A 20403-nucleotide genomic window follows, 5' to 3' on the forward strand; every position below is an offset into this window, starting at 1 on the left:
TTATTATTGCTGAATCATACAGGCAGAAACTCAATAAGCGATTCGATTACTGTGCGTTAAACTGCTGACCGTTCACTGCGCTAGCATCTTGACCCATCAAATATAAATAGGTCGGCATGATCTCTTCTGCGGTTTTGAGATCCAATGGATTCTCAGCAGGGTAGGCTTTAGCACGCATCTCAGTGCGGGTAGCACCTGGATTGATACTGTTGATGCGAACCGAGGTGCCATCGCACTCATGGGCGAGGACTTGCATCATGCCTTCGGTGGCAAACTTAGAGAAGGCATAAGGTCCCCAGTAGGCGCGGCCTTGACGACCCACACTGCTCGACGTAAAGATAATCGATGCACTGGGTGCTTGGCGCATCACAGGTAGTAATGCTTTAGTTAGCATTACTTGGGCCGTAACGTTCACTTTGAGCACGTCTTCGAGTGATGGAATATCTATGTGTTCAAACGGGCCTAAGGCACCGAGCTGGCTCGCGTTATGTAATAAGCCGTCTAAATGATCGAATTGCTCGGCTATGGTATCGGCCATATCGCGATAATTTTGCTCCGTCGCGCCCTTAAGATCTAATGGCACTATGGCAGGTTTTGGATAACCGGCTTGTTCGATGACATCGTAAACCGCTTCTAGTTTTTTCACTGTTTTACCGAGTAAAATCACAGTGGCGCCGTGCTTTGCAAACTCAATGGCAGCGGTGCGACCTATGCCTGCGCCAGCGCCTGTCACTAAAATTGTTTTGCCTTTGAGTAAATCTTTTGCTGCTTGATATTCCAACATGAGTCTCTTTTTCCTCTTGGCGAGAATGCCCGCCACTTCTAGAGTCGCCGAAGTGATAAACACATGTTTCAAACAAATGAATGAAACTTTGTTATAAATAGCTAAAATGTTTGTGACAAACTTGTGGCTAACTCAATATTTTTACGTTAACTTGAAATGAGTTAGGGGCTAACATAAGCCCTATTGGTCACAGATTTAAAAGCTATTGTGACTAATTTCTTGGGGAAAACAAAACTATTACAACAAGATTTGGGGAAAAAAGATGAAAAGACTCATTTTGGGTGTTGCGATTGCATCTGCACTGGGCCTCACAGGATGTGGTGAGGACAGTTATAACGATCTCAAGGATAAGACAGAACCGCTCGTCCCTGAATCGCACATGGTGTTCGACCCTGCTAATTCAAAAGTACCATTACCGAATGATTTGCTATTCAGTGGTACCAAGGATGGCACATTATCGATTCCGGGTGAAAGCTCAGGCAATTATGTTGATCCACAAATAGCGCTTGGGGCGTTAGATGGCTGGTCGACAACATCACCGATTTCCATTGATATCGATTTAGCGAAAAAACACGACGGCACACCGCTGACCTTAATGGCGGCATCGGTTGCACAACCTGGCGCAGTAAGAATGTTTGAGGCCACTGTGGGTGGTCCATTGTCTTCTGATGCTGATTGTACTGCTAAACCGTCAGTTTCAGCGTGTAAAGTCGGAGCAGAACTTCAGTTTGGCGTTGACTTTGTATCCACCGCATCAGGCAATAAAGTGGTGATCGTGCCGCTTAAGCCACTCAAAGCTGGGCAGTCGTATATTTATGCGACAACCAATCTTATTCAAGATTCTGAAGGTCGTGGCATTGCGCCTTCAACTACCTATGGTTTGTTGAAGCTAGACATCACGACATTACCTTTAGAAACACCCGATCAATTGATGCTGCAAACCTTAGTGAACAGCTATGAGAAAGGCATTGCTGCGGCCCATAATGTCGATCCTTCGACCATAAGCTACTCTGGACTGTTTACGACTCAGTCTGTCGCTAACGTCTATGAAACCACTAAATTGCTGATGGCAAAGGGCGCGCCTTATGCACCCAGTTTTGCTCAGATGCCAACGCCTGCCGGTTATACTGTTGCACAAGCGGTGGGATTAACGGACTCAAATAGTGCTGCCTTTAAAGCCGCTGATTTAGCCGATGTGTATACCGCAAAAATCAAACTGCCGATATACGGTGACTGTTCTTCGGTCAGTTGTTTATCAACAGAAGGTAAACCATTAATTAATGGTCATTGGAAAGCACAAGGCGATAGCCCTGTCTCTGTACTATTAGCTTTGCAAGCGGGCACACTCAGCCAGAATAATTTTGGTATGCAAGCCGTGGCCAATGGGATTGCGAACCCTGCCGATGCGTTAGCCAATCCGTCTCTAATGGCAGGTAAAACTTGGTTGTTAGACGATGGTACCGCGGTAGATAAAACTAAGCATCTGACTAAGTTCAATCCAATTCCAGCGATTAAAGGATATGAAACCGTACCTGTACTGATTTCAATCCCTAATGCAGCTAAATTAGCAGCGTTGTACAATAATCCTGATCTAGCGACTGCGCCATTGGCTGGTTGGCCAACAACAATCGCACTGCACGGTTTAGGTGGCGGTAAAGAAATGTCACTAGCCTATGCGGGTACGTATGCGGCCATGGGCATTGCAACAATTGCTATTGATATGCCACTGCATGGTGCGCGCTCATTCGATGCTAACGGCGATGGGGTTTATGAAGTCTCTGCGACCGATCCTTCTTTTGGGGCTGTAGTCGGTACACCAGATGCCTTTAAAAATGGTAATCCGCTGGTGTTCGTGAATATCTCTAGCACTTTGTCGGTGCGTGATAATTTCCGTCAAGCGACGATGGACCATTTAGGTGTTCGTCTTGCTCTAACAGGATTAGCACAGGGCTTAGCACAAGCAGGTCAGCCACAAGTATTTGACGTGTCTAAAATCAGTGCTCAAGGTCTGAGTTTAGGCGCGATTGTCGGCACCGATTTTGCGACCTATGCCAGCACAGGCATGAAGAACCCAGCAACGGGCTATACCTTGCCAAATGCCTATGGCATCAAGGCCTTATCCCTAGCTGCGCCAGCGGGAGGATTAGCGGGATCATTTGCGGGTTCTGCAACCTTTGGTCCAGTGCTGTTTAGCAATATCAAGGCATCTGCGACTTTCCAAGCGCTGGTCGATAAGGCTAATACTGCAGGATATGAGGTGGGGAGTCCTGAATATGAGGCACTGGTGCAGGCAGTATATGCCCAGTTTATTCCAACGTTTGCCTTTGCGGTTCAAACTGCTGTGGATTCTGCGGATCCAATTAACCATGCCGCTACGTTAAAAGCGACGGGTCTACCTGTTCATTTAATTGAAATAGCCGGTGATGGCAACGGTAACTTACCTGATCAAGTGTTACCGAACCGGGTAGATAACTTCCCGTTATCGGGCACTGAGCCGCTGATCTCTGCTTTTGGCCTACCTTGTGTCGATAGTACGAGTAAAGGTCATGGCGTTGTGCGTTTCTCTAAAGGTCACCATAGTTCGATTGTGAGCCCAGGTGAAACGGACGCTACAGATGGTATGGCTGCCGCAGCTACCGTTGAAATGCAGACTCAAGTAGCAACCTATGCTGCGACTGCAGGTAAAGGCGATGCGACGATTTTAGTGACAAACAGCGATGTCATTGCGACTTGTCCTAACTAATCTGCGCTTAATCGGAAAAACCCAGCGAATGCTGGGTTTTTTTATGGGCCTTTAGGCTGTTAGAATAGCGCGCAATTGACTGATTGATGTAACGCCCTAACGGAGAGCACTTTGGAATTTTTATACGAGTATGGAATGTTTTTGGCGAAAGCCGTCACGATAGTGGTCGCAATCGTTGCGGTTATTATTGTGGTGTTGGCTTCCACTGTTAAACATAAGTCAGATAAGGGCGAGCTGAGGATCACTAACCTGTCTGAAGAGTTAGAAGAACTGAAGCATGGCTTAAAAGAAGAACTCCTTTCAAAGAAGCAATTCAAAGCCTATGAGAAGCAATTAAAGGCTGAAGAAAAGGCGAAAGACAAAGCTGCTGATGATACTAGCACGGGCAAAGTGTTCGTGATCGATTTTAAGGGCAGTATCGATGCCGCTGAGGTTGCGTCACTGCGTGAAGAAATCAGTGCCATTTTAGCTATCGCGGAAAAAGGCGATGAAGTGGTTGTTAATGTCGAGAGTGGTGGCGGTATGGTGCATGGCTATGGTTTAGCCTCCAGCCAGCTTGACCGTTTACGCCAAGCCGATATTCCGCTAACAGTCTGCGTTGATAAATTGGCTGCCAGTGGCGGTTATATGATGGCCTGTGTTGCGAATAAAATTTATGCGGCGCCTTTTGCAATTGTTGGTTCAATTGGTGTTGTTGCTCAACTGCCGAACTTTAATCGTTTGCTGAAAAAGCATGAAATCGATTATGAGCAACATACGGCCGGTAATTTTAAACGTACCTTGACAGTGTTTGGTGAAAACTCCGATGAAGGAAGACAGAAGTTTCAAGAAGAACTCGAAGAAACCCACGTCTTATTCAAAGCGTTTGTCGGTAAATATCGCCCTGAGTTGGATTTAGTGAAAGTAGCCACGGGCGAGCATTGGTATGGCCAGCAAGCCATTGAATTAGGGTTAGTCGATGCGATTTCGACCAGTGATGATGTGATTATGTCACTTGCCGCAGAGCTTACTGTGTATAAGATGCGTTATCAGGTGAGAAAGAAACTTGCCGATAAAATTGCCCATGGCGCATCTTTATCTGTGAATGCTATTTTTAATCGTCTTATCGAGAAAAACCGTCCAATGTAACGGAATCTAGTGTGAATACTTTTTGAGTATTCACACTTTTTTGTTTGGCTTAACGCCCAAAGCTGCGTATCTATTACAGATTTTTTTGGCTTTTATTTTATTCCCCCTCAATTTAAAATCATTCACTCACTATTGCTATCAGCTTGTTAAGCACATTAATAAAACGTCATGCAGCAAATGCGTAAATCCATTGCGAATGAAAAATCCCTATGTTAAAAATCCCGTCGATAAAGTGGTGTTAAAAATAATACCAATCGTATTAAATATCTGTTCATTCAGCGGGAGTTCAACGCTCTTTAGACAAGGCGAAGGCTTGAAGGCATAGTGGTGCTCTGTCGAAAGCCTTAAACGCAGTATAAAGTGCGTTGAAACCCGCCCTTCGGGAGCCACACAGGCATCCCACTCCGGTGTTGCATTGACTTAAAAGGGAATAACCCTTTCTGCGTCAATGCGCCTTGGATTGAGATGCCTGTGAGGTTCTGAACTGATTAGATATTTAATGTGACTGGTATTAAACTAAGTTAATTAATTTTTAATGCTGTTTCAATGTTGACGTTAAATAGCCTTAGCTGAATCAGTCTTAGGTGCTGGAGATTAACATGAGGAGACGAGTGCGGGTGTTTATTAGCCTTATAATATTCACTGTCTCATTACTCTTGCTTTATAATTTAGAGCAAGAATATCAATTAAGTGACATTATTAAAGAGGTTAAAGGTTTTTCATTTTTTGAGTTGTTATGTGCAGCGCTACTCACAGTGGGAAGTTACTCTTTATTAACCTTGTACGATTTTATTGCCGTTCGAAATGTCGAGAAGGAGATACCTTATCGTAAAATAGTCCCTATTTCCTTTCTGGGTTTTACCTTCTCCAATACCATAGGTTTCTCGCTGTTAACGGGGACGTCGATAAGATATAAGTTTTATTCCGAACTCGGCTTAAGTGGTAATAAAATCACTCAAATAGTCATTTCATGTTCAGTGACATTCTTCCTCGGACTCTTTTTTATTTGTGGTATTGCACTGGTATGCTTTCCCGCGGAACAATTATCAGCCTTACCTTTGCCAACATGGCTATTTTCATTAACGACAGTAATCGGTATTGGCATGCTGCTCAGTGTATTAGGCTATTTACTGATGAGTGTGCTGCGGAAAAAGCCATTTAACTTTCGAGGCTTTGAAATTACGCCACCTCTGTTATCTGTATCTTTAAGACAGTTGTTGGTGTCTTCACTTGATTGGATTGTCGTAGGAACCTTGTTTTATAGCTTACTGCCCGCGGTAGAGAATTTGGGCTATATACAGGTCTTAAGTATTTTCTTTGTTGCGAATGCGCTTGGGGTGCTTGCCCATGTGCCGGGTGGTATTGGGGTGTTCGAGTCCGTCGTGACTGTGGCCTTATCGCAATATTTACCGGTTGAGCAAATCCTCGGCGCCATTATTGTCTATCGGATCATTTATTACATTATTCCATTTTTAATTTCTTTGGCATACTTTGTTATTACGATCGCGCTGTCAAATAAAGATAAAATTGTAAAATTAAATACTCGAATTGCATTTATCCGCCAACTGTTACCACCGCTACTGAGTATCAGTGTATTTAGCTCGGGTTTATTATTACTCTTATCAGTGGTTAACCCTTCTATTATTCATAAGTATCACTGGTTAGGTGAGTTAGTACCGCTGCCGATCATCGAAATATCGAGCATCATTTTGAGTGTGAGTGGTGTCTTGCTATTGTTGTTATCCCATGGGTTATTTAAACGCTACCATAATGCCTTTGAATTAACGAAAAAACTGCTGTTGGTGGGCATGTTATTTATTATGCTTAAGGGCGCGGAATGGGAAATATCACTCGCGATAGGATTCGTGTACGCATTGATGTTGCCATGTGAGAATTTGTTTTATCGAAAGGGTTCTGTCGTCGGGATTAAATACTCTTTGGGTTGGCTGTTATCACTTTCTGCCGCTTTATTCTTAATGATTTGGGTATTATTTTTCTCCTATCAAGATGTTGATTATGATCATTCACTCTGGTTTACCTTCTCCCCCGATAGCCATGTATCACGAGCATTGCGAGGTGGTGCGATTGCTATTTTTATCGTGCTTGCCTTTGCCGTGCGTTATTTCTCGTCACGAACTCAGCTTAAATCACCACAACTGGACACGCCTTCATTAAAGCAGGCGATGGAGATTGTCGCACAGTCGCCGAGCAGTCATGGCTATTTGGCCTTAGTGCAAGATAAATCAATCCTATTTAATGAGGATAAAGACGCCTTTCTTATGTATGCAAGGACTGGACATTGCTGGGTGGTAATGGGCGATCCAATTGGTAATCAACAGAAATTTGATGATTTGTTGTGGCAGTTTAGGGAGTTATGCGATGCCTACGACGGTTGGCCGGTGTTTTATCAAGTGACGCAAAAATACCTGCCGAACTTTTTAGAGCAAGGATTAGGTTTATATAAATTAGGCGAGGAGGCAATTGTTCAGCTTGACCAATTTGACTTAACGTCGAGTCGCTATAAAAGTTTGCGCCAGAGCCATGCCAAGGCGCAGCGTGAAGGCTTAAGTTTTACTGTGATTGAGGCGAGTGAAGTAAGGGCCATACTGCCGCAATTAGCCGCCATATCATCGACTTGGCTAAAGGCGAAGCAAGGGCGCGAAAAGGGGTTTTCTGTCGGCTATTTCTCTGCCGCTTATCTGTGCTCGACACCTATGGCATTAGTGTATGCAAAAGGTGAACTCGTGGCGTTTTCAAATATTTGGGCGAGTGCTGCTCAGGTTGAATTTTCTGTCGATCTGATGCGTTACGAGCCTAAATTATCGAGCAGTAATATCATGGATTTTCTGTTTACTGAACTATTGCTATGGGGAAAACAGCAAGGCTATCAGAGGTTTAATCTTGGGATGGCGCCTATGTCAGGCTTGACCGACAGAGCGTTAGTGCCATTTTGGACTAAGCTAGCGAAGGTTGTGTATAAGAAGGGTAATAAGTTTTATAACTTTCAAGGGCTTAGGAGGTACAAGGATAAATTTAATCCAACGTGGGAGGCCAAGTATTTGATTTGTTATGGCGGATTATCTCTGCCAATTGTGGTGGGCAGTTTAGTGACATTAACGAGTCGTGGTGCAACCGGTGTATTTAAAAAGTAGGTGAACGATGAATAAATCCTTTGTGAAAATACTAAGCCTTATGATGATGTTTTGCAGTAGCTTTAGTGTCTTAGCCGATGACTTTGCTGACTCACTCGGCCTGACACTTCTGCCGGTCGCTAATAGCGCAAATGACAAAGCGAGTGCGAAAAAGCCGCCCTTAGTCATCTTTATGAGTGGCGATGGTGGCTGGGCTAATTTAGATCAAGGTGTGAGCCAGTTATTGCAACAGCAGGGCTGGCCAGTGGTGGGGTGGAGTTCGCTAAAATACTACTGGAAACAAAAAGATCCCAAGGATGTGACTCAAGATACTATGGCCATTATCGATATGTACGAGGCCGAATTTGGCACACAAAAGGTGGTATTGGTTGGCTATTCCTTTGGTGCCGAAATCATTCCTTTTGTGCTAAATGATCTGCCACTTAAGTATCGACATAAGATCCTCGGCGGGGTGTTATTGTCACCTTCGCAGACGTCGGATTTTGAAGTGCATGTGAGTGAAATCGTCACGTCTAGCAATGAGTCCGCGAGTTATCTGACGTTGCCCGAGGTGAATAAGCAGACGACAGTGCCTATACTGTGCTTATATGGCAAAGACGATGATGCCCCTAAGCATTTGTGCCCAGTAGTAAAACAGCCGAATGTGACTGTGATGGAGTTAGACGGTGGCCATAGCTTTGATGATGATTACGATAAAGTGGTGACTATCATAAAGCATTGGTTGAAAAGCTAAGTTATCACCCGATATCAGCTTGAATACATTCAGAAAGAAAAGGGCGCTTAATGCGCCCTTTGGGTTTTCGCGAATTGAATGTCGCGTTAATCAGATTTGATAGCTGATATGTTGATGGAAGCGTACGACGAGATCTTCACGCTCTGGGTCTACACCGATATCTGCGGCGAAGGCCTTCAGGGCGGTTTCGACATTATTCATAAAGCGTCCGAAGCCTGAATCATCACAGTCTTTGGTGCCCGCGACTATGGTGAAGTGCGCGGCTTCGACTAAGTTATCGGCATTCCAGCGACGGATCACTTGCTGCTCAGTCGCATTAGGATCGAACCCTATCATTTGTACTTCGGCTTTGCTGTCGAGTTTTTCAAACTTACTGTTACGCACCAGCGGGGTTAAGCCGTTTGCTATCATGGCAAGACGCGTCAATTGTCTGTTGGCTGCCGCTTTGAGGAAGCAATCTTCAAGGTGTTGATATAACGGCGTAAAGTCGGTTGCTGAGTCAGGTAATAAACCCTGTTTGAGTTTGCGGCTCAGTGGCAAGCTGACTGTCACATAAGTGAGAGAGCTGACGTTCTCTGGTAATTCGCACTTTCTGGCTTTATATCTTGGGCCGATGGCACGCAGTTTATAGCCATAGGTTTCTTTATAGCCCTTGGCTTTTGCGAACAGATCATAGGATAAATGCTGATGGTCGCGGACCTTCACCTTAAGATCGCTTATCGGCATTAAAGGCATCAATTCTGTCAGTAATTCGCGCACTCTGATGTGGAAACTGGCGGAATTACTCCGGATATCTTCACCGGTTGCAAGGAAGACAATGCGCAGTTTACGGGCGCGATAGTTTTCTTGCGAGAATAAATTTTGGGCTTCGTGATAGGCTGGATTATAAAAAAATAGAATTTGTTCAGTGGTTTGGAAGCAATAGGCTTCGGTGTGGTAACGGACAACAGGCAGTTTATCGTTAGTGATCACGTGGACATTACGCAGATCGTGTTGTTCTGCCAAATTAAATATCAAACGGCTTAAGGTTTGATAACAGCTTTGATAATCAGGATATTGACTCAGTAGTTCATCCGTCACCTTGATTTCGGCTGTGATGTATTGATTGGTACGGGCTTCCTTGGGTATGTACACTTTTTGCTGATGGCTAAGGGACATATTGACTCCTTGTTTGAGTTAACCATTTGCTAACACGAATTTTACTGTTTATCTATAGGGTTAATCTTGCGTTAGAACACGTTTTTATCCGTTGAGTATGAGTTTAGCTAAGTAAGCGGTTCGATAGCTTAAAATAGCAGCTATTTTATTGGGTTAACGCATCTTCTATCCATGGTTGCATCCAAGTTGCTATCTGCGCCTGCGCCTTTTCGTTGGGGTGAATGCCATCTCGTTGCATTAATTCTGGATGGGGCGCGATATCCTGCATAAAGAAGGGGATCAACACGATATCCTGTGCTTTGGATATGTCTTGATACACTTGGGTGAACTTTTGGGTGTAGCGAGGGCCATAGTTAGGCGGTACCATGATCTCGGTCAGCAGCACTTTTGCGCCGCTATCTTTGGCTAGGGTAATGATTTGGATTAGATTATTTTCAAGTTGCGTTGGGGGGAATCCACGTAAACCATCATTGCCACCCAGTTCAACGACTACAAGGTCGGGGGCGACGGAATCGAGTAAGGCGGGTAATCGGCGTAAGCCGCCCGCTGTGGTTTCGCCGCTCACTGAGCCATTAGTAAATTGATGTTCGGGCAGATTTTTTTGCAGCAGCGCCACCCAGCCTGACTGCTCTGCCATGCCATAGCTAGCGCCTAAGCTGTCGCCGAGGATCAACACCTTTGCCGCGTGCGCTGGCGTGGCCATGAATACACTCAATAGGATGAATGCCCCCAGGGTCTTCGCCATTGATGTTAATCTTAGCGATTGATACCAGAACGATTTATATAAGAAGGATCCTATGTCTAACGTCATCTTAAAAAACAGTGCCATCAATGTTGTTAACCTCGAAAAATCAGTGACTACTCAGGAAGGAACGCTCACTATCCTCAAGGGCATTAACTTAGATGTCAAGCAAGGTGAGAGTGTGGCCATTCTTGGTCCGTCTGGTTCGGGTAAGTCTACCCTGCTCGGACTGCTTGCGGCGCTTGATACGCCTACCTCTGGCGAAATTTGGCTCGATGGTGTGGCGTTATCCCCACTGAATGAAGAGCAAAAAGCGGCACTGCGTAAACAGAAGGTCAGCTTTATTTTTCAATCCTTTATGTTAGTGGATACCTTAACCGCGCTGGAGAACGTCATGTTACCCGCCGAGCTTGCGGGCGTGAGTAATGCTAAGGAAAAAGCCCAAGCCATGCTGGTGCGGGTCGGTTTATCCCATCGTTTGACCCATTTACCCAAACAATTATCGGGCGGAGAACAGCAAAGGGTGGCGATTGCCCGTGCCTTTATTTGTGAGCCCACAGTGCTGTTTGCCGATGAGCCCACGGGTAACTTGGACAGCGTCAACGGCCATAAAATTGCCGATATGTTGTTTGCACTGAATCAAGAAAGCCACACCACTCTTATCCTCGTCACCCACGATTTACTATTGGCAAAGCGTTGTGAGCGGCAGCTGGTGATGGATAACGGCTATTTACAGGAAGATACGGCGCACACAGCACCGCTCGCCGATGCTAAGGAGGCTTAATAATGGAGTTAAGTCTGGCATGGCGCCTGTTTAAGCGCGAGTTACAGCAAGGGCAATTGTTATTGATTATCCTTGCTATTACGCTCGCGGTATTGTCTGTTAGTGGGTTGGCGCGGGTGAGTGAACGGCTGCAAGTGGCTATTTCAGGCCAAGCTTCACAGTTTATTGCCGCCGATCGGATTATCGATTCGCCAGTTAAAATTGATGCGGCGATTTTAACCAAAGCCGAAGATCTTGGGCTTAAGCATGTGACGAACATGCAATTTAATTCCATGGTCTATTCGGGTGATAAGTTTCAGTTAGTCACAGTTCGCGCCGTTGAAACGGGTTATCCACTCAAGGGCGACATTGAACTCACCAGCGGTAAAACCAAGGCTTTACCCCAAGCGGGCGAAATCTGGTTTGAGACTCGCTTAGGTGGACTCCTCGGTTATCCTAAATCCATCGAACTAGGTAACAGCGAATTTGTGCTCAGCAATGAGATCAGCCGCTTACCCGACGCGGGCTTTAATCCTTTTGCTTCATCGCCCGTGGTATTAATGCGTATGGAAGATGTCGCCAAAACGGGAGTGATTCAACCGGGCAGTCGCGTGACCTATCTGTATCAATTTGCTGGCGATGAAGCCTCGCTTACGGCCTTTGAGCAAAGTGTTAAACCGCGTCTCAATAGCACCCAGCGCTGGGTCGATGTGCAATCCGGTGATTCGCCGATAGCGGGAGCAGTTAAGCGAGCTGAGCGCTTCCTACTGCTAGCTAGTTTGATGGGCATTGCACTGGCCTGCGCCGCGATAGGCATTGCCGCCCAGCGTTATTGTCAGCGCCATTACGATGTGGTGGCCATGCTGAAAACCTTTGGCGCCTCAGCAAAGCAAATTCGGTTGTTGTTCGGCACTCACTTATTGTTAGTGACGTTAATGGGGATTGTGCTTGGCCTTGTCGGTGGTGTGTTACTCGATTTTGGGATCAGTTATCTATTGCCGCCCGAAATTGCCGCCTATTCGCCGCCACTCACTCGGCCATTACTGCTTGGTGTAAGCACAGGGCTTATCAGCGCCTTTATGTTTTCGGCTTATCCATTGATGCGCTTACTGGCTATTCCGCCACTACGAGTGCTACAGCGTCAGTTAGAGGGCCTGCAACTTGGGATGTGGCTGCATCTGCTTTTGAGCTTAGGGGCGATGGCGTTACTGGGCTATTTGTATTCCCAAAGTTGGGCTTTGACCCTGACTGTGGTCGCGGCCGTGTTGCTGCTCGGTGTGCTGTTAAGCGTGCTTGGCTTTGTGATGATACGTTTAGGCCACAGTGTCGGTATGAAGACCACCAATCCCTTACAGTTGGCACTGGCAGGGCTCAGACGTCGTGCGCGGCAAAATGCGGTGCAATTGGTGGGATTTAGCGCTGCACTGGTATTGTTATTGACGATTCTAGCGTTAAGACAAGACTTGCTCAACGAGTGGCAAAAACAGTTGCCCGAAAATGCACCTAACTACTTCCTCGTCAATATTGCACCCGACGATGCTAAGCCCTTGAATGATTTTATGACGACTAAGGGCATAGTCGCGACGGACATTTATCCTGTGATCCGTGGCCGTTTAACTCAAATTAACGGTGAAGCGCTGATTTCGAATGAACAGTCTGAAGCGGGTGAAAAGGGCCGAGTGGGTATTTCCCGCGAGTTAAACCTAACGTGGCGCAATACGCTGCCTGCTAACAACGAACTGTTAGAGGGGCATTTTAATCAAGCGGCCGATGAAGTGTCGGTGGAATCTGGCGTGGCGGACCGTTTGGGTATTGCCATTGGCGATAAGTTGACTTATGTGATTGATAATCAAGAGCTCACAGTTAAAGTTGCCAGTATTCGTGCCGTGCACTGGGAAACGCTGCAGCCGAACTTCTTTATGATTTTTACCCAAGAAGCCCTCGCGCCCTTTGCTTATACCTCGATGGCGAGTTTCTATCTGAATGATCAGCAAGCTACGAATGACCAGTCAACAAGCGACCCAGCAACAAACGGCCAAGCGCTAAGTGCCGATGGTACGCCTAAGGATGCGGTGATCCTTGCGCTTATTCAGCAATTCCCGACCATATCGATCATCGATGTGGGCGCTATGGTGGGGCAGTTACGGCAGATCATAGAGCAAGTGTCGCTATCTCTGACCTTAGTGCTTGCCTTAGTGTTACTGGCCAGTGCCTTAGTATTGATTGCACAGACTGAAGCGGGCATGGCAACTCGGCAGCGGGAACTGGCGGTGCTGCGTACCTTTGGCGCTTCGGGATGGTTATTGCGCAGTGCAACGGGTTTAGAGTTCGCCTTGCTTGGCGGTATTGCGGGCGTGTTAGCCGTCATTGTGGCTGAATTTGCGTTATATCTACTTAAGACGCAAGTGTTTGAGCTTAATGTGTATATGCACTGGCCTTGGTGGGGAATCGCCCCTGTTTCTGGCGCTTTAATCGTGGCCTTACTTGGGGTGTGGCGTTGCCGACAATTGCTCAGCCAATCTTGCTCTGAGCTATTAAAGGCGGGTAGCTAATGGTTGCTTGCACGGGCTAACACTATAAGTTTATGACTTAAGTAGACAGCGTTAACAATAAAAAGCACTGATGCCGCATAAGCTCAGTGCTTTTTTATTGTCTTGCTGATTCTGCTGAGTTTGAGCATGACTCGAATATGAATATGAATATGAATATGAATATGAATATGAATATGAATATGAATATGAATATGCGTTTTTACATTGGCTTACAAATTGATCTGTGCAATACCAATCGTATTAAATATCTGTTCATTCAGCGGGAGTTCAACGCGCTTTAGACAAGGCGAAGGCTTGAAGGCATAGTGGTGCTCTGTCGAAAGTCTTAAACGCAGTATAAAGCGCGTTGCCATGCCGTTAACATCAGCCGCCCTTCGGGAGCCACACAGGCATCCCACTCCCGTGTTGCATTGACTTAAAAGGGAATGACCATTTCTGCGTCAATGCGCCTTGGATTGAGATGCCTGTGAGGCTCTGAACTGATTAGATATTTAATGTGGTTGGTAAAAGTTGATAGCAACAGAACTTAGTGCAACGCAATGGGTCTATTTATCTGAGAAAAGCGACTCGCTTATACATGCCATAGAGAGGGAATATATGTTCAAAGGAATAACAAAACTACTTAAGGATAACCGCTCCTTTTTTCTGTTTATCAGTTTAATGTTAGTGTTCAGGAGCGCTGTGGCTGATTGGAATACAGTGCCATCGGGTTCTATGCTGCCGACTATCGTCGAGGGCGATCGCATTCTGGTGAACAAGATGGCCTACGATCTTAGGGTGCCATTTACCCATATCGCCTTAGTCAAACTGGCGGATCCCGCCCGCGGTGATATCGTGGTGTTCGACTCGAAAAAGGCCGATAAAAAACTCATTAAGCGGGTGATTGCTGTGCCAGGCGATACTGTGATGATGCGGGATAATCGTTTGTATTTAAATGGAGAACCCCTTAGTTACACATCCCAAGCATTGAGTCCTTATGCTCCCGCTGATGTCACAGAAATGCAGGAGAACTTACTCGATATGGCCCACAGTATTCGCCTTAATCCTGTAGCCTCAAGGCTCGCCAACTTTGGACCTGTCACTGTGCCAGACGCGCATTACCTAGCGCTGGGTGATAATCGAGATAATAGCGCTGATTCTCGGGTCATTGGCTTTGTGCCACGGGATGAGATTGTTGGCCGTTCCAGCTCAGTGGTTTTCTCCCTTGATTATGATGATCATTACTTGCCTCGACCTGAGCGTCTCATGCGCGAGTTTTAGCATGCGCGGATTCTAGTATTCGTGATGTTGCTCCATAAAGAAGGGCGCCGAATGAGGCGCCCTTTTGTTAGCTGGTTGATTCAACGATGCTTTACTTTAAGCAACTTCTTCAAAAGCAACTACTTCATAAAGCTCAGATAGCCCTGCAAGACAATCAAGTTAACGATGTCGATAAAGAAAGCGCCGACGATAGGCACAACCATAAAGGCTTGGGGTGACGGCCCTGTGCGCGAGACGAGCGCGCCCATGTTCATTACCGCCGTTGGTGTTGCACCCATACCAAAGCCGCAGTGGCCACCGGTGATCACTGCCGCATCGTAATTACTGCCCATCACTTTGAATGTCACGAAATAGGCGAACACCGCCAGTACTGCGGTTTGCACCAGTAAGATGACGAGCAGCGGGATGGCTAAATCAAAAATCTCCCATAGCTTTAATGTCATCAAAGCCATAGAAAGGAACAGTGACAAAGCGACTGTGCCTATGACATCGATACTTTCAGTATGGGGCTTATAGCCGCGGGTGAGTTCGGTGATATTGGCGATGATAACGCCAAGGAAGAGAGCATAAACAAAGTCGGGCATTTTGAGCCAAGCTATGCCCGATTGGCTGATCCACAGCGTGAGCCATTTTGAGCCTGCAACACACAGCAGCAGTACAAACAGGGTTTCTAATATGGTTTTGGCTGTGACTTGATCTTCTTCTAACTGATCGTAAGTCACTAAATGCGGATGTTCACTGTGATGCTTGCGACCAATCCCATAGCGAGAAACAAGATTATGTTTACCGATTAATCGCTGCGCAACGGGGCCACCTATGATCCCGCCCATGATTAAGCCAAAGGTCGCAGCGGCCATGGCAAATTCTAAAGTATTGATACCGTAGTTTTCCGCAAAGGTTTGTGACCAAGCGACGCCCGTTCCATGGCCACCCGACAGGGTAATTGACCCTGCGATAAGGCCCATAATCGGGTCGAGCCCTAACAGATTGGCTAGACTGACGCCGACGGCGTTTTGGATAACAATATAAATCGAGGCAACACCCAGAAAGATAAAGACTTTTTTACCACCGCTGAGTAACAGCTTGTAGTTTGCCGAGAGGCCAATCGTGCTGAAAAACATCAGCATTAAGGTATTTTGCAGCGATAAGCTGAAGTCGAGACTGATATTTTGAAAGTGAAGAAATGCGACACCCGCGGCGACAACGAGGCCACCCACTATGGGTTCGGGGATATTATATTGCCTAAAGACACGTACATGGCGATTGATGGAGTGGCCGATAAACAGCACGAAAATGGCAATTAAAAATGATTCTAGCTCGCCAATCGTATAGGTCGTGTGCATGAAAATTCCTTACAAACTGTCTTAGTGTGGGCATTTCAGTGAGCACAATGCCCATTGAGGAGTCACCCATCTTGTTATTAAGTACCTGCTAATGCTGGATGTTAAGCGCTTGATGTCGAGGACAGATCAGTGTCAATCCGATAAAAATTTAAAGGATGAGTGAGCGCGAGTGTGTTTCGTTTTATGGTTTATAGGCCAAGAACAGCAGATTAAATAGCCTATTCTTGAGCATAAATAACTGTCTATTTATGGGGTGTTGCTGAGTCTTTCTGTGGTCAAGGTTGAGGCGATTAATGCGTGCCTCCTATGACCGAATGGAGGCGAGTTTAGCAGAAAAGTGCCGCGCTGTCGCTAAATCACATTACAAATCATGATGTTACGATATTGTTTTTCTAGTGTTGCTAAAGTGGCGCTTGTGCTTACGTCAACATCTAGCCAGCCTTAGCACCGAAATTCGTGCGCATTAGCGCCCGAATATGTCGATGTTTTATGCAAGATTTCGCAAGATTGTTAGCATCAGCGTGCTAGCCTATTTGGCTAACACGTCGGTTAAGGCATTGTCGAGGTCACTGAATTGAAACTGAAAACCGGCTTCGAGGGCGCGTTTAGGATAAACAAACTGTCCTTCGGTCAGCAGCTCAGACATTTCACCCATAGCCAAGCGTAATGCAAGCGGCGGGGTCGTGATAAGGGCAGGGCGATTGAGTGCTTTTCCCAGTGCTTTGGTAAACACAGCGTTACTGACTGGGTTGGGAGCTGTGGCGTTGAATATGCCTTTGCAATGTTCTTGGCTGAGTAAAAAGTCGATAAGGGAAATGAGATCTTGCACATGGATCCAGCTCATGCCTTGACGTCCATGACCAATTGGGCCACCGAGTCCGAGCTTAAAGGGCGGTAACATTTTCTCTAATGCGCCGCCTTTTCCTAACACAATCCCGATACGGATAATGCAGACGCGGGTTTGCTCAGTATTTGCATTAAGCGCTTCTTGCTCCCATTTTCGGCAGATGTCATGGCTAAACTCAACATGGGCACCACTGGATTCATCGAGCAATTGATCATCATGTCGACCGTAATAACCCACTGCCGAACCACTCACCATGATCTTAGGCGGATTACTACTCTGCTGTATGAGCTGAGTTAATCTTGCCGTGATATCCCAACGGCTATCACAAATCCGCTGCTTCTGGTTTTTGCTCCAGCGCTTAGCGACGATCGGCTCGCCCGCAAGATTCACTATGGCGTCAATATGATTCAGGTCGCTCAGCGCATCGAGGCTCTCAAGGTAATGGTGCTGATTACCGAGTATTCTCTGCGTTTGTTGCACTGAGCGCGTTAATAACGTCAGTTGATGATGGGCCGCCAATCGTTCGACTAATTGGCGGCCAATAAAGCCGCTTGCGCCAGTGATCAGTATATTCATGGAACCTCTCTTATCGGTTGAGCTATGAGGATATATACCGAAATACGGTGTGCAACGATCACTGAATCTGACTATTTCTAGCGAGTTTATTTCTGATGACACAACTCCATCGAGACTGAATCGGCAAAGCGCAGGGCATGGGGTTTGTCGATTTCGACACTGGCAAATTCAACCCAAGGATGCTCACTGGCGATGGCCAGCGTTTGGCTGGTGAGATTTTCGAGTAATGAGAAACGGTTATTCTCGATCAGCTCAATGATCTTTTTGGTGATAGTGCGGTAATTGAGTGCATCCTCAACATTATCACTGTTACGGGCATGCTCGGCACAGTAATGGATCACGACATTGATGATCACGTCTTGGCGATTTTGAATTTCATCTTCTTTAATGCCGATAAAAGTACGAAGTCTTAAGTTTTTAATGCGTATAATCGCGGTTTCTGGTTTCATAATGGCAAATGGCTATCTTAAGCTAAGGTTTCTGAGGTTAAGTGTGTTCTCGGGTTAGCCTAACAATTTTATCTAAGATCAAGAAGGATTTTTAATAAATGACGCGACCTAATGCGCCCTCCGCTGCTTACCGTGGCTTTGCGGTTATGGCCTTTGTAGTGATTATTTTGGCAGGGATTAAGGCGGCGAGCCCGATTGTGGTGCCGTTTGTGCTATCCAGTTTTCTGGCGGTGATTTGTAATCCCGCGATTGGTTTAATGACAAAATTCCGTGTGCCTAAATGGCTTGCGGTGATCCTCTTGATGGGCTTTATTGTGTTGATGGGCCTCTGGTTAGCCTCGGTTGTCGGCAGTTCAGTCAATGAGTTCTCCAAACAATTGCCCCAATATCGGGTGCAGTTAGTCGAGCAATTTGCTTGGATATTAAATAAGTTACATTCCTTCAATATTCAGATTTCGAAGGATCAAGTATTAGCGTATTTTGACCCTGGCATGGCCTTGTCTATGACCACTAATATGCTGTCGGGTGTTGGCAATGTGATGGCGAATTTATTTTTGATCATCTTAACCATCGTCTTTATGCTGTTTGAAGCCCAATCGCTACCAAAGAAATTGCATCTGGCGCTGGACGATCCCGATATGCGCCTCAAGCAGATTGACCGCTTTTTGCAATCGGTTAATCAGTACATGGTGATCAAGACGCTAGTGAGTTTAGCGACCGGGGTTATCGTCGGTGTCGGTTTAACCATTATTGGTGTGGATTACGCCATGCTATGGGCGGTGATCGCCTTCCTATTTAATTACATTCCCAATATCGGTTCTATCATCGCTGCCATTCCTGCGGTGTTATTAGCCTTTATTCAGCTTGGTCCTGCGGCTGCTGGCGGTACTGCACTTTTATATGTCGGTGCCAACATGGTGATGGGCAATATGATTGAACCTAAATTTATGGGCCGTGGCTTAGGCTTATCGACCTTAGTGGTGTTTTTATCGTTAATTTTTTGGGGCTGGTTGCTAGGTTCTGTCGGCATGTTGCTGTCGGTGCCGCTGACTATGGTGGTTAAAATTGCCCTTGAATCGAGTAAGAGTGGTAACTGGTTAGCCATTTTATTATCGGACGATGTTGAAGATAAGTTCGTGGCCAGCAACACGGAAAACTCAAGTTCCGATGGCGATGAAGCCGATACAAGTACAACAGAGAGTAAGTAATAGAAGATGCAAAGTTTTATACAAGCGCTAGCGACAATTGAATTGGGTGATGATGCAGTGCGGTTGTTCCACGGCCGCGGTGGACACTACGTGGGTTGTGAACACCTATGTTTAGATTGGTTTGCGCCAGTGCTGTTGCTGACCAGTTTCACTCCCTTAGCCGATGACGATTTAGCCACATGCCAGCAGGCCATTGCGGCGCGTTGGCAGGCCATTCGTCCTGATAGCCAACTGAATTTAGTCTATCAATACCGCAGTGCGGGCGAGACCTTTACTCAAGTGCTGCAAGGCGAAGTGCCTGAGCCGCATATTGTTAGTGAAAATGGCGCACGCTTTCAGGTGCATTTAATGCGCGGACAAAACCACGGTTTATTCCTCGATATGGCCAACGGCCGCGAGTGGGTGAGAGTAAATGCCCGCTATAAAAAAGTGCTTAATTTGTTTGCCTATACCTGTGGTTTCTCGGTGGCGGCATTGCAAGGCGGCGCCGATGAAGTGGTCAATATGGACATGAGCAAAGGCGCATTAGGCATAGGCAAACAGAATCATTTGCTGAATGGCTTTAGCGCAGGGGCACGTTTTTTAGGCCATGATATTTTTAAATCTTGGGGCAAACTGAAAAAGCTCGGTCCCTACGAGATTATTGTGGCCGATCCACCGAGTAATCAAAAGGGCAGTTTTGTCGCGACTAAGGATTATGTACGTTTAATCAGGCGTTTACCTGAGTTACTTGCCGATAATGGTGAAGTGTTACTCTGCCTCAATGCACCCGAGCTCGATACCACTTTCCTACGCCAGCAGGTCGCAGATGCGGCGCCAGCACTCGAATATATAGAGCGCTTAGCCAATCCGCCAGCGTTTATGGATGTGTCTGAAGAGAAGTCGCTTAAGGTGCTGCGTTACCGTTTATCGACTCGAGCCTAGTCTTGATTTAGCTTAACAGGCCAGTATTAACTGGCCTTTTT

The 20403-nt window shown here is 46.2% G+C and carries 16 protein-coding genes; 9 read left to right on the forward strand and 7 right to left on the reverse strand.

Features of this window, described 5'->3' with window-relative positions; genetic code table 11:
• Positions 1-46: 46 nt before the first annotated feature.
• The gene (locus tag Q4Q57_RS16440) at positions 47-784 is read right to left on the reverse strand and encodes a YciK family oxidoreductase (protein ID WP_311891409.1); all 738 of its coding nucleotides are present in this window, start codon (positions 782-784) and stop codon (positions 47-49) included.
• Between the two features lie 262 nt (positions 785-1046).
• Here Q4Q57_RS16440 and Q4Q57_RS16445 point away from each other — a divergent pair, with 262 nt between their 5' ends.
• Positions 1047-3527: a VolA/Pla-1 family phospholipase gene (locus tag Q4Q57_RS16445; protein ID WP_311891410.1), complete on the forward strand. Its 2481-nt coding sequence runs from the start codon at positions 1047-1049 to the stop codon at positions 3525-3527.
• 111 nt (positions 3528-3638) lie between these two features.
• Positions 3639-4655: a protease SohB gene (sohB, locus tag Q4Q57_RS16450; RefSeq protein ID WP_311891411.1), complete on the forward strand. Its 1017-nt coding sequence runs from the start codon at positions 3639-3641 to the stop codon at positions 4653-4655.
• A gap of 207 nt (positions 4656-4862) precedes the next feature.
• Here sohB and Q4Q57_RS16455 read toward each other — a convergent pair whose 3' ends face one another.
• Positions 4863-5045, reverse strand: a complete 183-nt coding sequence (locus tag Q4Q57_RS16455; protein ID WP_311891412.1) for a hypothetical protein — start codon at positions 5043-5045, stop codon at positions 4863-4865.
• Positions 5046-5254: 209 nt separating this feature from the next.
• Between Q4Q57_RS16455 and mprF the strand changes: the two genes are divergently transcribed.
• The gene (gene mprF, locus Q4Q57_RS16460; protein ID WP_311891413.1) at positions 5255-7807 is read left to right on the forward strand and encodes a bifunctional lysylphosphatidylglycerol flippase/synthetase MprF; all 2553 of its coding nucleotides are present in this window, start codon (positions 5255-5257) and stop codon (positions 7805-7807) included.
• Between the two features lie 7 nt (positions 7808-7814).
• A complete protein-coding gene (locus Q4Q57_RS16465; protein WP_311891414.1) occupies positions 7815-8540 on the forward strand; it encodes an AcvB/VirJ family lysyl-phosphatidylglycerol hydrolase in 726 nt (241 codons plus the stop codon).
• A gap of 90 nt (positions 8541-8630) precedes the next feature.
• Here the strand turns inward: Q4Q57_RS16465 and Q4Q57_RS16470 are convergent, their stop codons facing one another.
• Together Q4Q57_RS16470 and Q4Q57_RS16475 are read right to left on the reverse strand one after the other, a co-directional pair.
• Entirely contained in the window at positions 8631-9698 is a 1068-nt protein-coding gene (locus Q4Q57_RS16470; RefSeq protein ID WP_006082174.1) for a DUF3083 family protein, read from the reverse strand.
• 145 nt (positions 9699-9843) lie between these two features.
• On the reverse strand, positions 9844-10443 hold the full coding sequence (locus tag Q4Q57_RS16475; RefSeq protein ID WP_311891415.1) for an arylesterase: 600 nt from the start codon (positions 10441-10443) through the stop codon (positions 9844-9846).
• Between the two features lie 52 nt (positions 10444-10495).
• Between Q4Q57_RS16475 and Q4Q57_RS16480 the strand changes: the two genes are divergently transcribed.
• The 3 genes from Q4Q57_RS16480 to lepB all read left to right on the forward strand — a co-directional run bounded on the left by Q4Q57_RS16480 (position 10496) and on the right by lepB (position 15015).
• Entirely contained in the window at positions 10496-11224 is a 729-nt protein-coding gene (locus Q4Q57_RS16480; protein ID WP_311891416.1) for an ABC transporter ATP-binding protein, read from the forward strand.
• Positions 11225-11226: 2 nt separating this feature from the next.
• Positions 11227-13755: an FtsX-like permease family protein gene (locus tag Q4Q57_RS16485; RefSeq protein WP_311891417.1), complete on the forward strand. Its 2529-nt coding sequence runs from the start codon at positions 11227-11229 to the stop codon at positions 13753-13755.
• A 597-nt stretch (positions 13756-14352) separates the two neighbouring features.
• Positions 14353-15015 (forward strand): signal peptidase I, encoded by a 663-nt coding sequence (gene lepB, locus Q4Q57_RS16490; protein ID WP_107404292.1) that lies wholly within the window; start codon positions 14353-14355, stop codon positions 15013-15015.
• A gap of 119 nt (positions 15016-15134) precedes the next feature.
• Here the strand turns inward: lepB and gltS are convergent, their stop codons facing one another.
• The 3 genes from gltS to folX all read right to left on the reverse strand — a co-directional run bounded on the left by gltS (position 15135) and on the right by folX (position 18230).
• The gene (gene gltS, locus Q4Q57_RS16495) at positions 15135-16358 is read right to left on the reverse strand and encodes a sodium/glutamate symporter (RefSeq protein ID WP_006082169.1); all 1224 of its coding nucleotides are present in this window, start codon (positions 16356-16358) and stop codon (positions 15135-15137) included.
• A gap of 529 nt (positions 16359-16887) precedes the next feature.
• Positions 16888-17781 (reverse strand): TIGR01777 family oxidoreductase, encoded by an 894-nt coding sequence (locus Q4Q57_RS16500; RefSeq protein WP_311891418.1) that lies wholly within the window; start codon positions 17779-17781, stop codon positions 16888-16890.
• An 86-nt stretch (positions 17782-17867) separates the two neighbouring features.
• Positions 17868-18230 (reverse strand): dihydroneopterin triphosphate 2'-epimerase, encoded by a 363-nt coding sequence (gene folX / locus Q4Q57_RS16505; protein ID WP_311891419.1) that lies wholly within the window; start codon positions 18228-18230, stop codon positions 17868-17870.
• A 98-nt stretch (positions 18231-18328) separates the two neighbouring features.
• Here folX and Q4Q57_RS16510 point away from each other — a divergent pair, with 98 nt between their 5' ends.
• Both Q4Q57_RS16510 and Q4Q57_RS16515 read left to right on the forward strand, forming a co-directional pair.
• Positions 18329-19438 carry an AI-2E family transporter gene (locus tag Q4Q57_RS16510; protein ID WP_107404293.1) on the forward strand — a complete coding sequence of 370 codons (1110 nt, stop codon included), beginning with the start codon at positions 18329-18331 and terminating at the stop codon, positions 19436-19438.
• A 6-nt stretch (positions 19439-19444) separates the two neighbouring features.
• A complete protein-coding gene (locus tag Q4Q57_RS16515) occupies positions 19445-20362 on the forward strand; it encodes a class I SAM-dependent methyltransferase (RefSeq protein ID WP_300476586.1) in 918 nt (305 codons plus the stop codon).
• Positions 20363-20403 lie beyond the last annotated feature (41 nt).

It is taken from the genome of Shewanella sp. SP2S2-6 (genome assembly GCF_031931965.1).
In the GTDB taxonomy this organism is placed as follows: domain Bacteria; phylum Pseudomonadota; class Gammaproteobacteria; order Enterobacterales; family Shewanellaceae; genus Shewanella; species Shewanella baltica.

What these genes read in the sequence shown, in the direction of transcription:
- Q4Q57_RS16440 (WP_311891409.1), bottom strand. Translation starts at nt 784, where the DNA reads ATGTTGGAATATCAAGCAGCAAAAGATTTACTCAAAGGCAAAACAATT.
- Q4Q57_RS16445 (WP_311891410.1), top strand. Translation starts at nt 1,047, where the DNA reads ATGAAAAGACTCATTTTGGGTGTTGCGATTGCATCTGCACTGGGCCTC.
- mprF (WP_311891413.1), top strand. Translation starts at nt 5,255, where the DNA reads ATGAGGAGACGAGTGCGGGTGTTTATTAGCCTTATAATATTCACTGTC.
- Q4Q57_RS16465 (WP_311891414.1), top strand. Translation starts at nt 7,815, where the DNA reads ATGAATAAATCCTTTGTGAAAATACTAAGCCTTATGATGATGTTTTGC.
- Q4Q57_RS16470 (WP_006082174.1), bottom strand. Translation starts at nt 9,698, where the DNA reads ATGTCCCTTAGCCATCAGCAAAAAGTGTACATACCCAAGGAAGCCCGT.
- Q4Q57_RS16475 (WP_311891415.1), bottom strand. Translation starts at nt 10,443, where the DNA reads ATGGCGAAGACCCTGGGGGCATTCATCCTATTGAGTGTATTCATGGCC.
- Q4Q57_RS16480 (WP_311891416.1), top strand. Translation starts at nt 10,496, where the DNA reads ATGTCTAACGTCATCTTAAAAAACAGTGCCATCAATGTTGTTAACCTC.
- Q4Q57_RS16485 (WP_311891417.1), top strand. Translation starts at nt 11,227, where the DNA reads ATGGAGTTAAGTCTGGCATGGCGCCTGTTTAAGCGCGAGTTACAGCAA.
- lepB (WP_107404292.1), top strand. Translation starts at nt 14,353, where the DNA reads ATGTTCAAAGGAATAACAAAACTACTTAAGGATAACCGCTCCTTTTTT.
- gltS (WP_006082169.1), bottom strand. Translation starts at nt 16,358, where the DNA reads ATGCACACGACCTATACGATTGGCGAGCTAGAATCATTTTTAATTGCC.
- Q4Q57_RS16500 (WP_311891418.1), bottom strand. Translation starts at nt 17,781, where the DNA reads ATGAATATACTGATCACTGGCGCAAGCGGCTTTATTGGCCGCCAATTA.
- folX (WP_311891419.1), bottom strand. Translation starts at nt 18,230, where the DNA reads ATGAAACCAGAAACCGCGATTATACGCATTAAAAACTTAAGACTTCGT.
- Q4Q57_RS16510 (WP_107404293.1), top strand. Translation starts at nt 18,329, where the DNA reads ATGACGCGACCTAATGCGCCCTCCGCTGCTTACCGTGGCTTTGCGGTT.
- Q4Q57_RS16515 (WP_300476586.1), top strand. Translation starts at nt 19,445, where the DNA reads ATGCAAAGTTTTATACAAGCGCTAGCGACAATTGAATTGGGTGATGAT.